The following is a 19744-nucleotide window of genomic DNA, read 5'->3' as shown; positions in this document are numbered from 1 at the left end:
AAATTATGGTTTAACCAGCATAGGTTAAAATTGTGTTAAAAGAAAATGACTTCAAGCTTTAAGTTAAATAATAGACTTGATTATTTCTGTTGGCCTTCCAATAACTGCTTTGCTATTATTTATAATAATCGGACGTTCAATTAGTTTTGGATATTTTATCATAGCGTTAATGATAGCCGTATCAGAAAGCTTTTTACCTTTAAAAGATTCTTTCCAAATAGGCTCATTCTTTCTGACCAAATCCATTGGATTAATACCTAGAAATTCTAAAATCTCTCTTAATTCTTCTTTTGTTGGAATTTCTTCCAAATATTTGATGATTTCAAATTCTTTTCCAGAGTTTTCAAGTAACTCTAATCCTTGTCTTGATTTAGTACAACGTGGGTTGTGATAGATTTTAATCATTTTTACAAATTGATATTATATGACTTTAACTGCTCTATAAGTTTTCCAGCATTTTTAAATTGAATACCGTTGATACCTAATTGATTGGCTGCTTCGATATTTCTTAAATTGTCATCAATAAAAACGGAGTTTTCTGCATCAATGTTAAAACGGTCTAGTGTAATATCATATATTTTCTTAAAGGGTTTTCTAGTTTTCTCTTCGCCAGAAACTACTATACCTTCAAACCAATGTAAAAACTCAAACCTTTCAAGAGCAATTGGAAAGGTTTCATGACTCCAGTTTGTAAGTGCCACAACTTTATAATCGTTTGATTTTATTAATTTGTCAAGGACATCAACGGTTTCTGTAATAGGTCCACCAAGCATTTCTACCCAACGGCCATAATACATGCGAATTAATTCTTCAAACTCTGGAAATTTTGCTATGCGTTCTTTAGTTGCTTTTTCAATTGGGTAACCAGCATCCTGATTTTCGTTCCAATCATGTGTACAAATGTTATCGAAAAACCAATTCATTTCTTCTCTATTTCCTTTGAAAACATCTAAAAAAACGTATTCAGGATTCCAGTCTATTAATACACCGCCAAGGTCGAAAATTATGGTGTCTATTTTTTTCATAATTCTGTGTTGTTTTCTTCTTTTTGCCCCATCATCATTAGATAGGATTTTAAAAATGGTTCTATATCTCCATCCATAACAGCATCTACATTACCAGTTTCAAAACCTGTTCTTACATCTTTAACTAGTTTGTAAGGATGCATGACATAATTTCTTATTTGGCTACCCCATTCAATTTTCATTTTACCAGCTTCAATGTCATCTCTTTGAGCTAGTTGTTTGCTTAACTCAATTTCGTAGAGTTGCGATTTAAGCATTTGCAAGGCTCTAGCTCTATTATCGTGTTGTGATCGAGTTTCTGAACATGAAATTTGAATTCCTGTAGGCTTATGTGTCAATTGTACTTTCGTCTCTACTTTATTTACATTTTGACCACCTGCACCACTAGAGCGTGCAGTCGTTATTTCTATGTCAGATGGATTGATATCTATCTCTATGGTATCATCTACCAATGGATATACATACACCGAAGCGAAACTAGTATGGCGTTTTGCATTACTATCAAATGGTGAAATACGAACTAAACGATGGACGCCATTTTCCGCTTTTAGCCAGCCAAATGCGTAATCACCTTCAATTTCTAATGTTACTGTTTTAATACCAGCAACGTCACCTTCTTGGAAGTTAAGTTCTTTAACTTTAAAATCACTTTTTTCGGCATACATCAAATACATACGCATGAGCATGCTTGCCCAATCGCAGCTTTCTGTACCACCAGCGCCTGCAGTAATTTGAAGTACTGCACTTAAACTATCACCTTTTTCGGAGAGCATATTCTTAAACTCTAAACGCTCTATGGTATTTAATGCCTTATTGTGTTGATTGTCAAGCTCTGAAGCAGATACTTCTTCAGCTTTGTAAAACTCATAAAGTACCTCAAGATCTTCGACTAAAGATTTAACTTTGTTGTAATCTTCAACCCAATTTTTCTTTTCGCGAAGCACTTTCATTATTGCTTCGGCCTCTTTGGAATCATTCCAGAAATTTGGGTCAAACGTTTTTTCTTCTTCGTTTTGTATTTCAATTAGTTTGGCATCTATGTCAAAGATACCTCCTCAACGCTCCAAGGCGTTCTACAAGATCTTTTACTTGATCGGATGTAGTCATAAAATTTAAAGTTTTCACAAATTTAAAATTTAACAAACACTGAAGAAACTTTTATGCTTTTATTTTTTTAAAGTAAATTAAGTACTTTTGCTTTTCAATTTTTTAAAATGAAAAAGCACTATCCATTTTTAATTGTTTTATTGGTATCGAGTCAATTATTTTCTCAAGGATTAAAAGGGAAAAGCCTTAAAAGTTATAAAGGATTTTTTAATTTTTATTATGAAGAAGCACAGGATAAAATTTATCTTGAAGTAGAAACGCTTGATAATGAGTTTCTTTATGTCAATTCGCTAGTAACTGGAATTGGGTCAAATGACATAGGTTTTGACAGAGGGCAAATTGGAGACCAACGTGTTGTGAAATTCATTAGACGAGGCGATAAATTGCTTTTAGTACAGCCAAATCAAAACTACAGAGCTGTAACAGATAATGAACTTGAAAAGAAGAGTGTAGAGCAAGCTTTTGCTCAATCCGTTTTATTTGGTTTTGAAATTAAAAGTCAAACAGCTGGTAAATTTATTATAGATTTTTCACCTTTTTTATTACAAGATGCTCATGGCATTTTAGATACATTAGCCAGAAAAAATGAAGGTAATTATACTTTAGATTTGAGCAAAAGCGCTATGTCTTTAGAGCGTACGAAAGCATTTCCTAAAAATGTAGAATTTGAAACGCTTTTAACTTTTAAAGGAGAGCCAAAAGGCAAAAACATTAAAAGTGTGACACCAACACCTTCTTTAATTAGCGTTATTCAGCATCATTCATTTATAGAATTACCAGATGATAATTATAGAAAGAGAGCGTTTGATCCAAGAAGTGGTTCGATTTTCATATCATATTCTGATTATTCCACTCCAATTCAAGAACCCATAAAAAAGAAATATATCATTCGCCATCGATTGGAAAAATTAAACCCAACTGATTCGATAACTGAAGCTGTAGAGCCTATAGTTTATTATTTGGATCCAGGAACTCCAGAACCTGTTCGTTCGGCATTATTAGAAGGAGCCAGTTGGTGGAATGAGGCTTTTGAAGCTATTGGTTTCAAAAATGCATTCCAGGTAGAAATGCTACCAGAAGATGCAGATCCAATGGATTGCAGGTATAATGTTATTCAATGGGTTCATCGATCTACAAGAGGTTGGAGCTATGGTAATAGTGTTATTGACCCAAGAACCGGAGAAATTATAAAAGGCCATGTGAGTTTAGGTAGTTTAAGAATTCGTCAGGATTTTATGATAGCTCAAGCCCTTTTGAATAGGCCTTTTGCAAATAATGATCATAATTACAAGCCAATGTTAGATATGGCATTGGCACGCATTAGACAATTATCTGCACATGAAGTTGGGCATACACTTGGCTTTACTCACAACTTTGCAGCAAGTACAAATAACAGAGCCTCCGTTATGGATTATCCTCATCCTATGGTCAAACTAAGTGATGGAGAAATTGAATTAAGTGATGCTTATGATGTAGGCATTGGAGATTGGGATAAAACTACAGTAGCTTACAGCTATTCTCAATTTAAAAATACCGAAAATGAAAAACAAGCTTTAAATAACATTTTAATTAAAGCTCAAGACAAGGGTTTAAGATTTATGGCAGATAGAGATGCCAGAGCAAAAAATGGAGCCCATGCGTATGCTCATCTTTGGGATAATGGCACAAGTGCTTCAAAAGAATTGGAAAATGTCTTAAAGATTAGAAAAACTGCAATTTCTAATTTTTCTGAAGACAACATTAGAAATGGAGAAACCTATTCAACACTAGAAGATGTATTTGTTCCTTTATATTTTTTTCATCGTTACCAAACAGAAGCTGTTTGTAAAGTAATTGGTGGATTGAATTACAACTATGCTATAAAAGGAGAAGACGAAGTCATTGTTGAAACAGTAAAGCCTCAACAACAAAGAGAGGCTCTTAGCGCTTTGATGAAAACAATTACATCTCAAACATTAGCAATTCCAGAAAGTAAATTAAAATTATTTCCACCAAGAGTTTATGGCTCTCCAAGAACTCGAGAATCTTTTAAAGGTGTTACAGGAGTTGCATTTGATCCATTATCTGCTGTTGAAACAGCCAGTGATATGGCATTAAGTATTTTGTTCAATGCAGAACGCATGAATCGAGTTTATGAACAAAGCATATTTGATAAAGAGCAATTAACTGTCAATGAAATTTTGGAAACAGTTTATTCTGAAACCCTGAAAAAGAAACCAGAAAAAGGATATTTAGGAGAAGTTCAGCAAATGATTAATTTTTCTGTATTAAAAAATATTATGTCCATGTCGGCTAATGATAAGTTATTGCCTCAAGTTCAAGCTATTATCAATTTTGAGATGATGAAACTAAAAGTCATTTTGCAAGTTAGACATATTGATCCAATTGCAATGCTTATGGTTAAAAAAATAGATTCGTATTTAGGGAATCCTTCAGGTTTTAAGGCGGTAGCCTCACCAAAAATTCCAGATGGTTCGCCTATTGGGAATGATGTTTGTAATTATATTCTGGATTAACTTATTTTAATCATAAGTTTGCATAACATGATAGATTTAAGGAGTGATACAGTAACTAAACCTAATCAAGGCATGCTGGAAGCCATGATGCAGGCTAAAGTAGGCGATGATGTTTTTAAAGAAGACGAAACGGTTAATATTTTGGAATGTAGATTAGCAAATATGTTTGGAAAAGAACAAGCTTTGTTTTTTCCTAGTGGCAGCATGGCTAATCAAACGGCTTTAAAGCTTCATACCAATCCTGGTGAACAGGTTATTTGCGATAAGTTTTCCCATATTTACAATTACGAAGCTGGAGGCGCTTCTTTTAACAGTGGTATTTCTTGTAATTTAATTGATGGAAACAGAGGAATGTTTACGGCACAACAAGTTATAGAAGCTATAAATCCAGACGCTTTTTATTATGCAAAAACTACTTTGGTTGAAATTGAAAACACCACAAATAAAGGAGGAGGAGCGTGTTGGGATTTTAATGAGATTGAAGAAATAAAAAAAATCTGTAAATCGCATAATCTCGGATTTCATTTAGATGGTGCTCGCATATGGAATGCACTGATAGAAAAAAAAGAATCTCCTAAACAATATGGAGAAATTTTTGACACAATTTCTGTTTGTTTAAGTAAAGGGTTAGGTTGTCCAATTGGCTCGGTGTTGATTGGTAATGAAAAGATTATGCGGGATGCTATTAGAATTAGAAAGGTTTTTGGTGGTAATATGCGTCAAGTAGGTTATTTGGCTGCCGCAGGAATATATGCTTTGGATAACAATCTTGAACGATTAGCCGAAGACCATAAAAAAGCAAAAGAAATAGGAGAGTTATTATCAACTATGTCAATAATAAAAAAAGTAGAGCCTGTAGAAACTAATATTGTTATTTTTGAATTAGAAACAAGTGTCAATGAAAAAGATTTTTTAAGAACGCTTGAAGCCCATAACATTAAAATTATAGGAATGGGAAGTCATAAATTAAGAATTGTCACACATTTGGATTATTCCAGCAAGATGCATGATAAGCTTTTATCAACCCTTAAAGAACTTACATTTTGAGTATTAATAAAAGTTCTTTAAATCTATTTAAACATATCTAACCCAGGAATATTTGGCATACCTTCTTTTGCCACAGCAGCCAATTCTGTTTTGTTTACTTTTGTGGCTTTTTCAATAGCCTTATTAAGGATTAAAATTAGATAATCTTCAAGTTGTTCTTTATCAGACAGCAATTTATCATCAATACTAATGGATTTAATTTTTCTATTTGCCGTAAGTGTAACCTGTAACAATTCGTCATTACTTTTTTCATCGATTAAAACTGAATCCAAGCGTTTTTTTGTTTCTTCAACTTTCTTTTGGGCCTCTTTAAGTTTGCCCATCATATTCATCATATCTCCAAACATAGCTTTATAATATTTTATTGATTACAAAACTATTTAATTTTTCTATTTTTGAAACCTTAAAATTCAAGAATATAAATCTTTTCATTTGAAAAAATCATTTTCTCCTCCTAGAGCAAAGCAAATATCTAAAAAGCTTGTTAAACACAATGATGTTAGAATTGACGAGTACTATTGGTTGCGAGAAAGAGGAAATACCAAAGTTATAGATTATCTCAATAAAGAAAATGATTATCTAAAAGAGCAAATGAAACATACCGAGGAGTTTCAAAATTCTTTATTCGAAGAGATGAAAGGTAGAATAAAAGAAGATGACACAACAGTTCCTTATAAGTTAAACGGTTATTGGTATATAACGCGATATGAAAAAGGAAAAGATTATCCAATTTATTCGCGTAAAAAGGAAACTCTTGATGCTGAAGAAGAAATTCTTTTTGACTGCAATGAGATGGCTCAAGGCCATGCTTATTTTAAATTAGGAGGTATTTCTATAAGTCCTGATAACACAATGGCAAGTTTTTCAGTTGACACATTAAGCAGAAGACTTTATACAATTAGAATTAAAAATTTAGTATCTGGAGAAATTTATCCAGAAACTATTTTAAACACATCTGGTAGTGCTGCTTGGGCAAACGATAATAAAACGTTATTCTATACACAAAAAGATGTGGTTACATTACGCTCAAATAAAGTCTTTAAACATTTATTATCGACTCATCCCAATGGTGATTTGGAAATTTATGAAGAAACGGATGAAACTTTTAACACTTTTGTTTATAAATCCAAGTCAAGAAAATATATCATTATTGGTTCAACAAGTACTCTGACATCAGAATATAGAATTTTAAATGCCAACACACCTCAAGAGGAATTTAAGATTTTTCAAAAAAGAGAACGAGAATTAGAATATACAATTTCACATTACGGAGACAATTTTTATATTGTCACAAATAATGAAGGAGCCACAAATTTTAAACTTCAAAGAACAAGTGAATTAAATACAGAAAAAGAATACTGGAAAGACGTTTTGGAATACAGACCAAAAGTCTTAATAGAAGATATTGAAATTTTTATGGACTATTTGGTTGTAAATGAACGACAAAACGGATTAAACTGTATCCGTATCATAAGTTGGAATGGGAAAGAAGATTATTACTTGCCTTTTAATAATGAAACATATACGGTATCTATTGGTAATAATCCGGATTTTGATAGTGAATTTTTACGTTATACCTATAATTCATTAACGACACCTAGCTCCGTTATTGATTATAATTTTTACAGTAAGGATAAAGAAATTAGAAAAGAGCAAGAGGTATTAGGAGGGAAGTTCAATAAACACAATTATACATCAGAAAGAATTTGGGCAACATCAAGAGATAATGTTAAAATTCCAATGTCTGTTGTGTATAAAAAAGGAATAAAGAAAGATGGGAGTAATCCACTTTTGATATCTGCCTATGGTTCTTATGGTCATACAGTTGATCCATATTTTTCTAGTGTTAGGTTGAGTTTGCTTGACAGAGGTTTTATTTATGTTATTGCACATGTTCGAGGAGGTGAATATTTAGGTAGAGATTGGTACGATAATGGAAGACTTTTAAACAAAATGAATACTTTTTATGACTTTATAGATTGCTCCAAATATTTGATTGAACAAAAATACACCTCACAAGAGCATTTATATGCCTATGGAGGTTCTGCTGGAGGTCTACTAATGGGAACAATAATTAATTTAAACCCAGAATTGTATCATGGCATTATTGCAGCTGTGCCTTTTGTTGATGTTGTTACAACCATGTTGGATGATACTATACCGTTAACTACAGGAGAATATGATGAATGGGGAAATCCAAACGTAAAAGAATATTATGATTATATGAAATCATATTCGCCTTATGATAATATAGAAGCTAAAAACTATCCTAACATGTTGGTTACAACTGGCTTGCATGATTCACAAGTACAATATTGGGAGCCAGCAAAATGGGTTGCTAAATTAAGAAGACTTAAAAAAGATAAAAATAAAATACTTTTTCATATCGATATGGATTCAGGTCATGGTGGAGCTTCAGGGCGATTTGAAAGTCTAAAAGAAGTAGCATTGGAGTATGCTTTTTTATTCGATTTAGAAGGAATTGACCATTAATTAAAAAAAATGTTTATTTTTGCGAGGTTTAGGTTACATTTTATTTTGACACAAAATGTAGTTTTAAAAGTCATTTATGAAATATAAAAATCAAGTTTTTGATAATGTATTGGATTTGGTTGGCAATACACCGCTAATTAAATTAAATAATATGACCTCCGATTTTAAAGGTAAATACTTTGCAAAAGTAGAAGCTTTTAATCCAGGGCATTCTTCAAAAGATAGAATAGCATTATTTATTATCGAACAAGCAGAAAAGCGTGGTTTATTAAAGCCAGGAGATACCATTATTGAAACTACTTCTGGAAATACAGGGTTTAGTATAGCAATGGTCAGTATCATTAAAGGTTATGATTGTGTTTTAGCTGTAAGCTCAAAATCTTCGGCAGATAAGATTGATATGCTGAAAACAATGGGAGCTAAAGTATATGTTTGTCCAGCTCATGTTAGTGCAGATGATCCAAGATCATATTACCAGGTTGCAAAACGTTTGCATGAAGAAATTAAAGGGTCAGTTTATATCAACCAATATTTTAATGAATTAAATATTGACGCTCATTACTATAGTACTGGTCCAGAAATTTGGAAACAAACAGAAGGAAAAATAACACATCTTGTTGCCTGTAGTGGTACAGGTGGCACAATTTCTGGAACAGCTAAATATTTAAAAGAGCAAAATCCTGCGATCAAAGTTATAGGTGTTGATGCTTTTGGTTCGGTTATTAAAAAATATCATGAAACAAGAGAGTTTGATGAAAAAGAAATTTACCCATATCGTATTGAAGGATTAGGCAAAAATCTAATACCATCTGCAACAGATTTTGACCAAATAGATGATTTTGTAAAAGTAACCGACGAAGAAAGTGCTCATACTGCCAGACAAATTGCTAAAACAGAAGGATTGTTTGTTGGTTATACATCCGGAGCTGCAATGCAAGCAATAAAACAACTTAATGAAGTTGATCAGTTTAAGGAAAACGATATTGTCGTTGTTATTTTCCCTGATCATGGTTCACGTTATATGAGTAAAATCTATAGTGATAAATGGATGAGTGAACAAGGCTTCTTTGATAGTATTAATGAAGTGGCAGCAGAAAAGATTCAATATATAAAGTAAAAGTTTTAAAATATTCTTAAATGATAGTTAGCTTTTTTAATGGTTGACTATCTTTTTTTTAGAATTGATTGAAAAAAAAGATTATGTAAAAAGGGTATAAATCCCTAATTTTACAACCACTAACGAAGAACTAATAGCTTTCATGAAAGACTTATTTGAAAAAATTTATAGAGATAAAGGACCTTTAGGTAAATGGGCTTCTCAAGCCGAAGGATATTTTGTGTTTCCTAAATTAGAAGGTCAAATTGCTAATAGAATGAAATTTCGAGGTAAAGACGTTATTACCTGGAGTATAAATGATTATTTAGGATTAGCCAATCACCCTGAAGTTAGAAAAGTTGATGCTGAAGCAGCGAAACAATATGGTTCTGCTTATCCAATGGGTGCGCGGATGATGTCTGGTCACACAGACCTACACGAAAAATTACAAAATGAGTTAGCTTCATTTGTGAATAAAGAAGCTGCATACCTTTTAAATTTTGGTTATCAAGGTATGGTTTCGACTATTGATGCATTAGTAACAAAAAACGATATCATTGTTTACGATGTTGATGCCCATGCATGCATTATAGATGGAGTACGTTTGCATATGGGTAAACGTTTCACATATAAGCATAATGATGTTGAAAGTTTAGAAAAAAATCTTGAGCGTGCAACAAAAATGGCCGAGCAAACAGGTGGAGGAATACTAGTTATTTCTGAAGGTGTATTTGGAATGAGAGGTGAGCAAGGCAGACTTAAAGAAATTGCAGCATTAAAGAAGAAATACAATTTCAGGTTTTTGGTTGATGATGCTCATGGTTTCGGAACTTTAGGCAAAACTGGAGCTGGAGCTGGTGAAGAACAAGGAGTCCAAGATGACATTGATGTATACTTTGCCACGTTTGCTAAATCTTTAGCCAGTACAGGAGCATTTATTGCTGCAGATCAAGAGATAATTGACTTTTTGAAATATAACTTACGTTCTCAAATGTTTGCAAAGTCATTACAAATGCAATTGGTAGTCGGAGCACTAAAACGATTGGAAATGCTTAAAACTAACCCAGAAATGAAAGCCAAATTATGGAATAACACAAATGCATTACAATCTGGTTTAAAAAACAGAGGTTTTGACATTGGTACTACTCAAAGCTGTGTAACACCGGTATATTTAAAAGGAAGTATACCAGAAGCTATGGCATTAGTTCGTGATTTGCGTGAAAATTATGGTATTTTCTGTTCTATCGTGGTATATCCTGTAATTCCGAAAGGAATGATTTTGTTAAGATTGATACCAACCGCTACACACACTTTAGAAGACGTAAATGAAACTTTAGACGCTTTTGATGCGATAAGAAACCGTTTGGAAAATGGTACTTACAAGCGCCTGTCGGAAGCTGTAATAGCATCTATGGAGTAGATTAATAATTATAAAATTTAAAAAAAAACCGATGACCGATCATCGGTTTTTTTATTCAATATTTTTTCTGAAAGTTTTTCTTCGCTTGTGAATTTTAGAATTAAAATGTTTCCATATCTGATGAATGGCATAATTCTCCTTTAATTCTGGAGTTCTAATACAATTTTGAATTCCTTTAGCATTAAAAACCTCATAGTATTCATTAAAAATAACAGCTGTTATTCCTTTATTTTGATAGTCCTTGTCAATTCCAATTAAATAAAAGATAACATCTTTACTTTCCTTTCTAGCTTTTATTAACTTGAAAAAACCAAAAGGAAATGGTTTTCCTTTTATTTCTTGTAATGCTTTTGAAAATGAAGGCATTACAATTGCAAACGCAATCATTTTATCATCTTTGTCAACAACAAATTTTATATATTCTGGATTAATAAAATTAATGTACTTCTTTTTAAAGTATTCCTTTTGAATATCTGTTATAGCAACAAATGATGAGAGATTTTTATATGTTTCATTAAAGAGATCAAACATATCGTCTACAAAAGGCATGATATCTTTTGTTCTGGTAAAATTGAGAGCTTTAACTTGATAACGTCTTTTGATCAATTCATTTGCTTTTACAAATGTGTCTGGGTCTACATCGTTGAAAGAAAATATTGCTTCTATAAACTCTTTTTCTGGCTTAAAGCCTAATTGTTCTAAATGAGTTACATAATATGGGTAATTGTACCAGGTTATCATAGTGCCAATACTATCATAACCTTCAGTAAGCACACCAACTTTGTCTAAATTTGAAAATCCAACAGGTCCTTCAATATATTCTAATTGGTTAGCTTCACCTATTTTATCAACTTCATCTAAAAGGGCTTGAGTGACAGCGATATCATCAATAACATCAAACCATCCAAAGCGCATTTTTTTTAAATTTTGTTGATTCACTTCGTTCCAATTAATGATTGCCGCAACTCTGCCTACAATCTCATTATTTCTATATGCTAACAAAAAGGTAGCTTCAGCGCTTTTAAAAACAGGATTCGCATCTTTATTAAAAGATTCAATTTCTTGATTAATAATTGGTGGTATCCAATATTTGGAATCTTTATATAGTTTAAAAGGAAATTTTACAAAAGCTTTTAAATCTTTCTTGGTTTGAACTTTTTTAATTGTTATCATTCATCATTTGCTTAATCATTAAAATCAATGTCAGTTTCTTGTCTATTTCCTCTTTTCTTTTCTCGAGATCTTCTTTTTCCTTCTTCCTTGGCCGATCCTCCATTGTCAATCTCTTTGTCTTGGTGAAAATCAAATCTGTAGGAAGCACCAAAGTTTACACTAAGTACAGATGGTGTGTCTTTTGTGTTAAATGTTATTGCAGTATCCAGTTGAATATCTTTTCCCCATAAATATGCTCCACCAAGTCTGAATAAGTTATCGGCATAAAAGTCGCTTTTAATACCTTGAGCTTCTCCAAACACGACCCATTTTGGATTAAAAGAATGTGTTAAAGTAAGTATGTATTGAAAATCTGAATAGTCTGAACCAATTCTATCTTTAATTAAATTCATTACAAAAACCCAACCACCGGCTAAATTGTTTTGTGTTGCAATCATCACCTTGGGACTAAAACCTTCAACATCTGGCAAAGTATATGGGTTGTCTTTAGAATCATAATTTGCACCTACATAAACAGCTACAGCAGGAATTAAGCTATTCCATTTAAACTGATGATTTGCCTTCCAACTATACAAATTTGGTTTTTCTTCTTCAGCATTTTTATAAGGATCGTAAACCAAGTATTTTGCACCAAGAGTAAAATTTTTAAAGTTAGATCGCTTATCTTCAGATGTAATAACAGAACGATTATCCGTAAAGGTGTCATTTTGGTAAGTACCTTCAAGATTTATTTCCAATTCTTCAAAAAGTAATCCATATCTAGCAGAAAAATCTGCTCCAAAACCAGAAACTTCATATTGGAGAGGAGTATGCTCTTCTTTAACAAAATATGGACCTACTTCAAATTGTATGACATTCGTGCCAACAGAAAAGGCGCTTCTTGAAACACCAGGTCTGTTAGAATTAATCACATCTGTATACTGTGCATAGGCATTAAAACAAAATAGGCTAAAGACTATTATGATAAAGGGCTTTACTGGGTTCATAATTTTGGTGTTAGGTTTCAAATATAGAGATTTTATATTTTTTTATCATTCTACAACGGATTTTAAGTGGTAAGAATTGTATTTTTGCATAAAAATTAAATTATGTTGCAAGAAGCTTCTGCCGTAGGTTTGGTAAGAACGATTTTAATTATATTATTGATTTATTTTGGAATAAAAATCCTTTCAAGGCTCTTTGCTCCAATTTTAATGAAATATGTAGTAAAAAAAGCTGAAAAAAAGTTTGGTACTCAATTCGAAGGATTTCAAAAACCTAAAGAACAAAAAGAAGGCGAAATTTCTATTGATAAGATTCCAAAGACTAAACCTTCAAATAAAGATGTTGGAGAATATGTAGATTACGAAGAAATTGATTAATTTTCAAAATCACTGTTTAACTCGCATCTATGCAATTTAATTTTAATAAACTCATTCCTCATTTATTAGTTTTAGTTGGGTTTGTAATTTTATCATTGGCTTATTTTAGTCCAGTTTTGAAAGGCAAAAAGATATTTCAAAGCGATATTATGCATTATATCGGAATGTCTAAACAACAAAACGATTTTAATGCAAACACAGGAGATGAAACCTATTGGACTAACAGTGCTTTTGGAGGCATGCCGACGTATCAATTAGGTGCAAAATATCCTCATAACTATATTAAAAAACTAGATTTAACTTTACGATTTTTACCAAGACCAGCCGATTATTTATTTCTTTATTTTGTAGGGTTTTATATTCTACTATTAGTATTAAAAGTTGATTATAGACTTTCCATATTAGGAGCTTTAGCTTTTGGATTTTCTACATATTTGATTATAATTTTAGGTGTTGGACATAATAGCAAAGCTCATGCTATTGCGTATATGCCATTGGTTTTAAGTGGAATTATACTCACTTTTAAAAGAAAATATATTCAAGGTTTTTTATTGACCGCTGTCGCTTTGGCATTGGAAATAGTTGCCAATCATTTTCAAATGACCTATTATCTATTGCTATTGGTCATAGTTTTAGGAATTGCTTATTTAATTGATGCTTATAAAAAGAAACTTTTGCATCATTATTTCAAATCTGTTGGAATACTTGTTTTAGCTGTTATTTTAGCCGTTGGACTAAATGCAACCAATATTCTGGCAACTCAAGAATATGTTAAGGAAAGTATGCGAGGAAAAAGTGAACTCACAATAAATCCTGATAATTCACAAAAAGAAGAGTCTTCTGGTTTGAGTAAAGAATACATCACAGAATATAGTTATGGTTTATTGGAAACCTTCAATTTATATATTCCACGTTTTCTTGGTGGAGGAAGTTATGAAGATGTGGGTAAAGATTCTGATTTTTACGAATTTAACCTTCGGCAAGGTGCAACACCATTGCAGGCCAAAGAAATGGTAAAACAAACACCAACATATTGGGGAAATCAGCCCATTGTTGAAGCACCAGCTTATGTTGGAGCAGTAATTTTGTTCTTGTTTGTGCTAGCATTATTTTTGGTTAAAGGACGATTAAAATGGTGGTTGGTTGGAGGAACCATATTGTCATTATTTCTTTCATATGGGAAAAACTTTGGAATTCTAACAGATTTCTTTATTGATTATGTACCACTATACAATAAGTTCAGGGCAGTAAGCTCTATTCAAGTCATTCTAGAATTGTGTATTCCTGTTTTGGGAGTATTTGGATTATTTAGATTATTGAATGATTTTGAAAGGGAAGAAGATAAACATAAAGCTTTAAAATATACTTTTGGTATTACAGCTGGACTAGCCTTAATATTTTTGTTTTTTAAGACCAGTTTGTTTGATTTTGTTGGAGCAAATGATGGCTATTATCTCCAAAATTATGGTCAGCAATTTATAGATGCTTTAAGAGCAGACAGGCAAATGCTTTTTACACAAGACACATTAAGAACTCTAGTACTGGTATTACTTTCAGCTGGTTTGGTTTTTGCATATTTAAAGAAAAAATTGTCAGAAACTTGGGTCATTGTTGCTTTTGGAATATTAATTCTGTTTGATTTAGTAGGTGTAGATAAACGTTATGTGAATAATGATAATTTTGTTTCTTCATTACAAGTTAATAAGCCGTATCAAGCCAATGCAGCCGATTTAGAAATATTAAAAGACACAACTCATTTTCGTGTTTATGACATCGTTTCTGGGAATCAGCCTGCTAAAGCATCATATTTTCATAATTCAATTAATGGATATAGTGCAGCAAAATTAAGACGATATGACGAGCTGTATGATTTTCATATCGAAAAAAGTAATATGGAAGTTCTAAATATGTTGAACACTAAATATTTAATTGCTCAAGATGAAGAAGGTAACATTTTTCCTTATACCAATGAAGAAGCCAATGGTAATGCTTGGTTTGTTGAATACTTTAAAGAAGTTAACTCCGCAGATGAGGAAATTATTGCTTTAGACAGCCTTGATTCAAAAAGGGTTGCTGTTATAAATATAAATCAATTTAGAAATTCAAACAAAACAGCATTTATAGTAGATTCAACCGCTTCGATAAAAGTATTGGAGTACAAGCCAAATTATATAAAATACGAATCGAACAATAATCATGATGGGTTTGCAGTGTTTTCAGAAGTTTATTATCCAAAAGACTGGAAATCATATATAGATGGTCAAGAAGTACCTCATATAAGAGTAGATTATGTGTTACGAGGCATGGAAGTTCCTAAAGGAAAGCATATTATAGAGTTTAAATTTGATCCTCAAGTGGTTAAAACAGGAAGTAAGATTTCGTTGGCAAGTTCTTTTATCTTTTTGCTATTGCTTTTAGGTGGATTGTTTATAGAATTAAAAAATGAAATTCAGAAAGGTGCGTAAAGCACTCATCATAACATATTATTGGCCTCCAGCTGGCGGACCTGGTGTACAACGCTGGTTGAAGTTTGTAAAATACCTTCCAGAATTTGGTGTTGAACCTATTGTATATGTTCCTGAAAACCCTAATTATCCTATTCTGGACAAGAGTTTGTTATCTGATGTACCAAATAGTATTACTATTTTAAAACAGCCTATAAAAGAGCCTTATAAGTTTGCTAATGTTTTTTCAAAGAAAAGATCTCAATCAATTAGTAAAGGTATTATTAAGGAAAATGATAATCAAAGCATTTTGGAGAAGATGATGTTATACATCAGAGGGAATTTTTTTATTCCAGATGCTCGAAAATCTTGGATTAAACCATCTGTAAATTACCTTATAAAGTATATTATTGATAAAAAAGTTGATTTAATTATCACAACCGGTCCTCCGCATAGTTTACATTTAATAGGGTTGCAATTAAAAAAACAACTAGGAGTGAAGTGGATTGCTGATTTTAGAGATCCTTGGACTACGATAGGCTACCATAAAAAGTTAAAACTAACAAAGCGTGCTCAATTAAAACATCAAGAATTAGAACATGATGTCCTAAACTCTGCAAATCAAATTATTGTAACAAGCCCTTCAACCAAAAAAGAGTTTGAACAAAAAACAAATAGTCCTATTGAGGTGATAACCAATGGTTATGATTGCGTATCAATAAACAAATTAGAACTGGATACTAAATTTACATTATCACATATTGGGTCATTGCTTTCAGGAAGAAATCCAAAGATTCTTTGGCAAGTTTTAAAAGAATTGATTGAAGAAAATCAAGAATTTAAAAATAGTTTCCAATTAAATTTGGTTGGTTCAATAAGTGAAGATGTATTAAATTCGATAGAAAAATATATTTCAACTAATTATATTAATAAGGTAGGATATATTTCACATAATGAATCAATTAAATATCAAAAAAAATCACAATTGTTGATATTAATAGAAATCGATTCCGAAGAAACCAAATGCATTGTGCCTGGTAAATTGTTTGAGTATATGGTATCCAATAGACCAATTATTGCTATTGGTCCTAATTCGTCTGATGTTGAATATATTTTAAAAGAAACCAATACTGGACATTATTTCAATTATTCAGACTACGATTTAATAAAGGAAACAATTTTATCGCATTTTATAGCGTTTCAAAATGGAGAATTAAAATCTCATGCTATAGGATTACAAAAATATAGTAGGAGAGAACTAACCAAAACACTTGCCAAGCTGATATTATGGGAATAGTAATCTCACAGTCCATTAAAAATACAGTGATTACCTATCTTGGTTTTGTTATTGGTGCTATTAATGTATTATTTCTCTTCACCAATTTTTTGAGTGATTATTATTTCGGACTTATTACTTTTATTCTCTCAACTGCTAACATTATGATGCCAATTATGGCATTTGGCGTGCAAAATACTATCATCAAATTTTATTCGTCATTTAAGACTAGACAATCGCAAAACAGTTTTTTGACATTAATGCTTTTCTTGCCAATATTGATAATAATACCAGTTGGATTAATTGGATACTTCTCTTTTGATATTATTAGTCATTGGTTAGCAAAAGAGAACGATATCATTGGAGATTACGTCTATTTAATTTTTATCACTTCTATTGCATTTGCTTACTTTGAAGTGTTCTATTCTTGGTCCAAAGTACAAATGAAAAGTGTCTTTGGAAATTTCATGAAAGAAGTATTTCATAGAATTTGTATTACAATTCTTTTGTTTGCGCTTTATTTAAATTATCTAACAGTTAATCAGCTGATATTTAGTATTGTTGGTGTTTATATTTTGCGAATGTTGATTATGAAAATTTATGCTTTTAGTTTAAGATTTCCTGTGATAAAATTTTCAAAGATCAATGGTTTGAGCTCAATCCTTAAATACACATCATTAATTATTATTGCTGGGTCTGTCGCTAATGTAATTTTGGAGATTGACAAATTTATGTTAGGCCAATATGTTGCTATTGAAAATGTTGCCTATTATGGTGTTGCGGTTTATATAGCCACAGTAATTGGTGTACCTTATCGTTCTTTACACCAAATTGCAAATCCGTTAACCGCAAAGTATTTAAATGAAAAAAACAGTATTGAATTAGAAAATTTTTACAAGAAAAGTTCATTAAATCTTTTTATTATAAGTGGTTTAATTTTTTTGCTCATTATTCTTAATATCAATGAGTTATACAAACTTATACCTGATGAGTTTAGCGGAGGATTACTGGTTGTGTTTTTGATTAGTTTTTCAAAACTAATAGATAGTATTTTAGGAAATAATAATGCTATTTTGTTTAATAGTAATTATTACAGAATGGTTTTGGTATTAGGAGCTTTTTTAGCTGTGTTAACCGTATTGTTTAATTTGTATTTTATTCCTAAATATGGATTAAATGGAGCTGCCTTTGCTTCTTTTATAGCTATATTTATTTATAATGCTGCAAAAATTTGGTTTGTTCATGCCAAGTTTAGAATGATGCCTTTTACTTTAGATACTGTTAAAACCTTTGTGTTGATTTTGGTGAGTATTGGTGTTTTCTACTTTTGGGATTTTTCTTTTAGTCCAATAATTAATATTATTATTAAATCATTAATTATAACTTTGTTTTACGGTTTGATAGTTTACTTTTTTAGGTTTTCTGAAGATATTTCAACGATTATAGATTATTTACTCAAGAAAGTAAATATATAAAAAAAGCCCTGTGATGCTGCTTTGAGGCAAACTATTTCACAGGACTTTCCAACTAACCAACCAAAAAGTTATTGCCTTTTTTGGCTCGATCTTGATTTAGATCTACTTTTATTATTTTTTGAGCTATTACTCCTTTGAGGTTGAGCTCTCTGTTTTATTTGTTTAGTTCGCTTTGATACTTGTGGCGAATTTTTTGGGATCTTCTTATCATATTTACGAACACTAGATGGTTTTGGATTATTAACTACACGTTTGCTGTTTGTCGTTCTTTTGTTAACTACCTGATTTTTGCTAACATTCCTTTTAGAATTATTTACAATATTTACGTTTTGTTTGCTTCTTTTTATATTAGCATTCGTATTAACTCTTTGAGTTGAATTATTTCTTCTTATATCTTGTCTGCTATTATCTCTTCTAACGGAGCTATTTATGCTTTTAGTATTATTTCTTCTTGTATTACTACTTGAAACTATTTGTCTGTTATTGTCTCTTCTTAAAGAATTATTAACATTGGCAGTTCTTCTGCTCGAATTGTTATTTCTGTAAGCAGAAGCATAGTTTCTGTTTCTAACAACTGCTTCACCTCTTCTACTTGCAACTGAAGTTCTATATCTATAATTGTTAGTGTATGGTCTAGTATATTTATATCTAACGGGCTTATAATACTGTCTATACGGCCTATTATAAACAACACAATAATCATAAGCTGGCACTCTATAATAGCTATGCCATGGTCTGTAAGTATAATATCTGTTATAAACATTAATGTATCCTGTATAGTGTGAGAAAACATTATATCTGTTATAGTGAACATATAAACCACCTACTCGAGAAACATAACCATAGTTATTATAGTTTATCCTCACATTACCTGCTCTTACAATTCTACCATAGTAATCATAATAGATAGGGACATTTTCAATTTGAATTATCGCACCAAATTCATCATATTGCACATAAGCATTAAAATCATAACCAGAATTAAAACTCACATTTAAGCGAGGTGAACCAACAGATACATTTACGTTCGAACCATATCTTGGCATGTAGAAATCGAATTGACCATCTGGGAAAACAGAAAATTCAACACCACCTTCCATAAAGATAAATGAGTTGTCATAGCCTTTTATAAAAGTTGTGTTTATAACTGTATTGACATTGGTAGTAGTTGCATTTGCCGAAATTGCTACTATGAATAAGCAAGCAATTAGTAATGTAATTCGTTTCATAATATAAAGTTTTAAAAGTTCAATATTATAATACCAAACAGCGTGCCAAAACTTTTTTTGATAATTTGATATCAACTTAATT

General features: G+C 31.4%; 16 protein-coding genes. 9 read left to right on the top strand and 7 right to left on the bottom strand.

All coding sequences use genetic code 11. The features are described 5' to 3' along the window. Positions 1 to 63 precede the first annotated feature (63 nt). The 3 genes from arsC to prfB form a co-directional block, all read right to left on the bottom strand. Positions 64 to 405 carry an arsenate reductase (glutaredoxin) gene (gene arsC, locus AAFP94_RS08480; protein WP_316662144.1) on the bottom strand — a complete coding sequence of 114 codons (342 nt, stop codon included), beginning with the start codon at positions 403 to 405 and terminating at the stop codon, positions 64 to 66. A gap of 2 nt (positions 406 to 407) precedes the next feature. Further along, complete coding sequence (locus tag AAFP94_RS08475) at positions 408 to 1025, bottom strand: HAD family hydrolase (protein WP_316662143.1); 618 nt, start codon at positions 1023 to 1025, stop codon at positions 408 to 410. Continuing rightward, positions 1022 to 2132, bottom strand: a protein-coding gene (prfB, locus tag AAFP94_RS08470) for a peptide chain release factor 2 (protein WP_316662142.1) whose coding sequence is annotated in 2 segments (ribosomal slippage) — positions 1022 to 2068 and positions 2070 to 2132 — 1110 coding nt in all. Because the reading frame shifts where the segments join, the coding sequence is not laid out codon by codon here. Before prfB ends, AAFP94_RS08475 begins: the two co-directional genes overlap by 4 nt. Positions 2133 to 2239: 107 nt before the next feature. Here prfB and AAFP94_RS08465 point away from each other — a divergent pair. After that, positions 2240 to 4648, top strand: coding sequence for a zinc-dependent metalloprotease (locus tag AAFP94_RS08465; RefSeq protein ID WP_316662141.1), 2409 nt, complete (start codon positions 2240 to 2242; stop codon positions 4646 to 4648). Between the two features lie 27 nt (positions 4649 to 4675). Continuing rightward, positions 4676 to 5695 carry a threonine aldolase family protein gene (locus AAFP94_RS08460; protein WP_316662140.1) on the top strand — a complete coding sequence of 340 codons (1020 nt, stop codon included), beginning with the start codon at positions 4676 to 4678 and terminating at the stop codon, positions 5693 to 5695. Positions 5696 to 5718: 23 nt separating this feature from the next. On the opposite strand, the gene AAFP94_RS08455 is transcribed toward AAFP94_RS08460, so the two are convergent. Next, complete coding sequence (locus tag AAFP94_RS08455; RefSeq protein ID WP_316662139.1) at positions 5719 to 6042, bottom strand: YbaB/EbfC family nucleoid-associated protein; 324 nt, start codon at positions 6040 to 6042, stop codon at positions 5719 to 5721. Between the two features lie 85 nt (positions 6043 to 6127). Between AAFP94_RS08455 and AAFP94_RS08450 the strand changes: the two genes are divergently transcribed. The 3 genes from AAFP94_RS08450 (at position 6128) to AAFP94_RS08440 (ending at position 10704) form a co-directional block, all read left to right on the top strand. Then, a complete protein-coding gene (locus tag AAFP94_RS08450; RefSeq protein WP_316662138.1) occupies positions 6128 to 8188 on the top strand; it encodes a S9 family peptidase in 2061 nt (686 codons plus the stop codon). Positions 8189 to 8264: 76 nt separating this feature from the next. Beyond that, a complete protein-coding gene (locus AAFP94_RS08445) occupies positions 8265 to 9305 on the top strand; it encodes a PLP-dependent cysteine synthase family protein (RefSeq protein ID WP_316662137.1) in 1041 nt (346 codons plus the stop codon). A 142-nt stretch (positions 9306 to 9447) separates the two neighbouring features. Beyond that, positions 9448 to 10704 (top strand): aminotransferase class I/II-fold pyridoxal phosphate-dependent enzyme, encoded by a 1257-nt coding sequence (locus AAFP94_RS08440; RefSeq protein WP_316662136.1) that lies wholly within the window; start codon positions 9448 to 9450, stop codon positions 10702 to 10704. 51 nt (positions 10705 to 10755) lie between these two features. Here AAFP94_RS08440 and AAFP94_RS08435 read toward each other — a convergent pair whose 3' ends face one another. Together AAFP94_RS08435 and AAFP94_RS08430 are read right to left on the bottom strand one after the other, a co-directional pair. Continuing rightward, on the bottom strand, positions 10756 to 11877 hold the full coding sequence (locus AAFP94_RS08435; protein ID WP_316662135.1) for a GTP cyclohydrolase: 1122 nt from the start codon (positions 11875 to 11877) through the stop codon (positions 10756 to 10758). A gap of 11 nt (positions 11878 to 11888) precedes the next feature. Beyond that, positions 11889 to 12863: a transporter gene (locus AAFP94_RS08430; protein ID WP_316662134.1), complete on the bottom strand. Its 975-nt coding sequence runs from the start codon at positions 12861 to 12863 to the stop codon at positions 11889 to 11891. 102 nt (positions 12864 to 12965) lie between these two features. Between AAFP94_RS08430 and AAFP94_RS08425 the strand changes: the two genes are divergently transcribed. From AAFP94_RS08425 to AAFP94_RS08410, 4 genes are read left to right on the top strand one after another with little or no spacing between them, the layout of a single operon-like run. Next, on the top strand, positions 12966 to 13238 hold the full coding sequence (locus AAFP94_RS08425) for a DUF4834 family protein (RefSeq protein WP_316662133.1): 273 nt from the start codon (positions 12966 to 12968) through the stop codon (positions 13236 to 13238). A gap of 29 nt (positions 13239 to 13267) precedes the next feature. After that, positions 13268 to 15703 carry a YfhO family protein gene (locus AAFP94_RS08420; protein ID WP_316662132.1) on the top strand — a complete coding sequence of 812 codons (2436 nt, stop codon included), beginning with the start codon at positions 13268 to 13270 and terminating at the stop codon, positions 15701 to 15703. Continuing rightward, a complete protein-coding gene (locus tag AAFP94_RS08415; protein ID WP_316662131.1) occupies positions 15681 to 16979 on the top strand; it encodes a glycosyltransferase in 1299 nt (432 codons plus the stop codon). The genes AAFP94_RS08420 and AAFP94_RS08415 overlap by 23 nt, the downstream gene beginning before the upstream one ends. Next, the gene (locus tag AAFP94_RS08410; protein ID WP_316662130.1) at positions 16970 to 18433 is read left to right on the top strand and encodes a lipopolysaccharide biosynthesis protein; all 1464 of its coding nucleotides are present in this window, start codon (positions 16970 to 16972) and stop codon (positions 18431 to 18433) included. The genes AAFP94_RS08415 and AAFP94_RS08410 overlap by 10 nt, the downstream gene beginning before the upstream one ends. 68 nt (positions 18434 to 18501) lie before the next feature. Here AAFP94_RS08410 and AAFP94_RS08405 read toward each other — a convergent pair whose 3' ends face one another. After that, positions 18502 to 19662: a hypothetical protein gene (locus AAFP94_RS08405; RefSeq protein ID WP_316662129.1), complete on the bottom strand. Its 1161-nt coding sequence runs from the start codon at positions 19660 to 19662 to the stop codon at positions 18502 to 18504. Positions 19663 to 19744 lie beyond the last annotated feature (82 nt).

The sequence above is a fragment of the Gilvirhabdus luticola genome, from assembly GCF_040117515.1.
Classification (GTDB): Bacteria; Bacteroidota; Bacteroidia; order Flavobacteriales; family Flavobacteriaceae; genus Gilvirhabdus; species Gilvirhabdus luticola.
The sequence above is the reverse complement of the archived record's forward strand: the minus strand, read 5'-3'. Positions and strand labels throughout refer to the sequence as shown.